This window comes from Agromyces humi, from assembly GCF_009720255.1.
Classification (GTDB): Bacteria; Actinomycetota; Actinomycetes; order Actinomycetales; family Microbacteriaceae; genus Agromyces; species Agromyces humi.
This window is the reverse complement of the sequence record NZ_WJSP02000658.1, coordinates 1-1,111: the sequence shown is the minus strand read 5'-3', so window position 1 is coordinate 1,111 and position 1,111 is coordinate 1. Positions and strand designations below refer to the sequence as shown.

Below are 1,111 nucleotides of genomic sequence, written 5' to 3'. Positions count from 1 at the left end.
CGACTTCGCGCACGCCGATGGACTCGCGGCGTGCCGTGCTTGTACGCGCCGTTCGAGGGTCACCGGCCGACCTCGGGCTTCACCGCGAGCTCGCCCAGGGGTTCATCTTCTCCCCCTGGTCGCCGGGGGGCCACGCTGCACGGCGCCGACGATCTCGACCATCGCGTCCTGCGTGTTCTTCAGCACGCTCGTGAGCAGCACCGGGCGGATGTCGCGATCGACGCGCCCGACCTCATCGGCGTCGAGTACTCCGAGGCGAGCGGCTCGAGCGGGAACACCTGTTCGGCGCCGATCGTGAGCGGACTGCGGCTCGTCGCGACGATCCGCAGGCTCGGCAGCGACGCGAGCAGGTCGGCGGCCCATCCCGCCGCACCGTCGATGACGTGCTCGCAGTTGTCGAGCACGAGGAGCGCCGGGCCCTCCTCGAGACGAGCGAGGATGCGGTCGCGCACGTCCAGCGCGCCCTCGGCGATGCGGCGGTTGCTGGACGCCTCGCGCACCCCGAGCGTCGATGCAAGGGCGAGCACCACGTCGTCGTCGGTGCGGACGCTGGCGAGTTCCACGACCACGACGAGCGGCACCGCGGCGCGACCGGCGACCTCCTGCGCGAGACGCGTCTTGCCGAGTCCGCCCGCGCCGAGCACCGTCACGAGGCGATGCCGCAGCAGGAGCCGCTCGACCGCGACGACGTCGGCGTCGCACGTCGACCTCGTCGCGTCGCTCGGCGCGGATCGCGTCGTCGATCGCAGCGTGGAGGATGCCCTCGACGGACCCGACACGTACGATGTCGTGTTCGACGCGGTCGCCGCCTCGGCCTTCCGGCGCGCCCGCCGGGTGCTGCGGCCCGGAGGAACGTACCTGACCACGGTGCCCTCCTTCGCGATCCTGCTGCAGCAGCTCACCTCGCGGCTCGGGCGGCGCCGCGCCGTCATCATGTTCACCGGCCTGCGCAAGGACGCCGACAAGGCACCCGACCTCGAGCAGCTCGCGGGCCTCCTCGCGGCGGGCGCGCTCCGGCCGCCGATCGAGCGCGAAGTCTCCCTCGAGCAGCTCGCCGAGGGGTACCGCCTCGTCGATTCCGGGCACAAGGGCGGCAGCGTCGTGCTGCGGC

The 1,111-nt window shown here is 72.8% G+C and carries 2 protein-coding genes; one reads left to right on the top strand and one right to left on the bottom strand.

Annotation, left to right across the window (positions count from 1 at the left end):
• Positions 1 to 179: 179 nt before the first annotated feature.
• Complete coding sequence (locus GH736_RS23290; protein ID WP_235934657.1) at positions 180 to 866, bottom strand: AAA family ATPase; 687 nt, start codon at positions 864 to 866, stop codon at positions 180 to 182.
• On the opposite strand from GH736_RS23290, the gene GH736_RS23285 reads away from it, so the two are divergent.
• On the top strand, positions 751 to 1,111 hold a 361-nt coding region (locus tag GH736_RS23285), incomplete at its 3' end, for a zinc-binding dehydrogenase (RefSeq protein WP_159607424.1). The genes GH736_RS23290 and GH736_RS23285 overlap by 116 nt on opposite strands.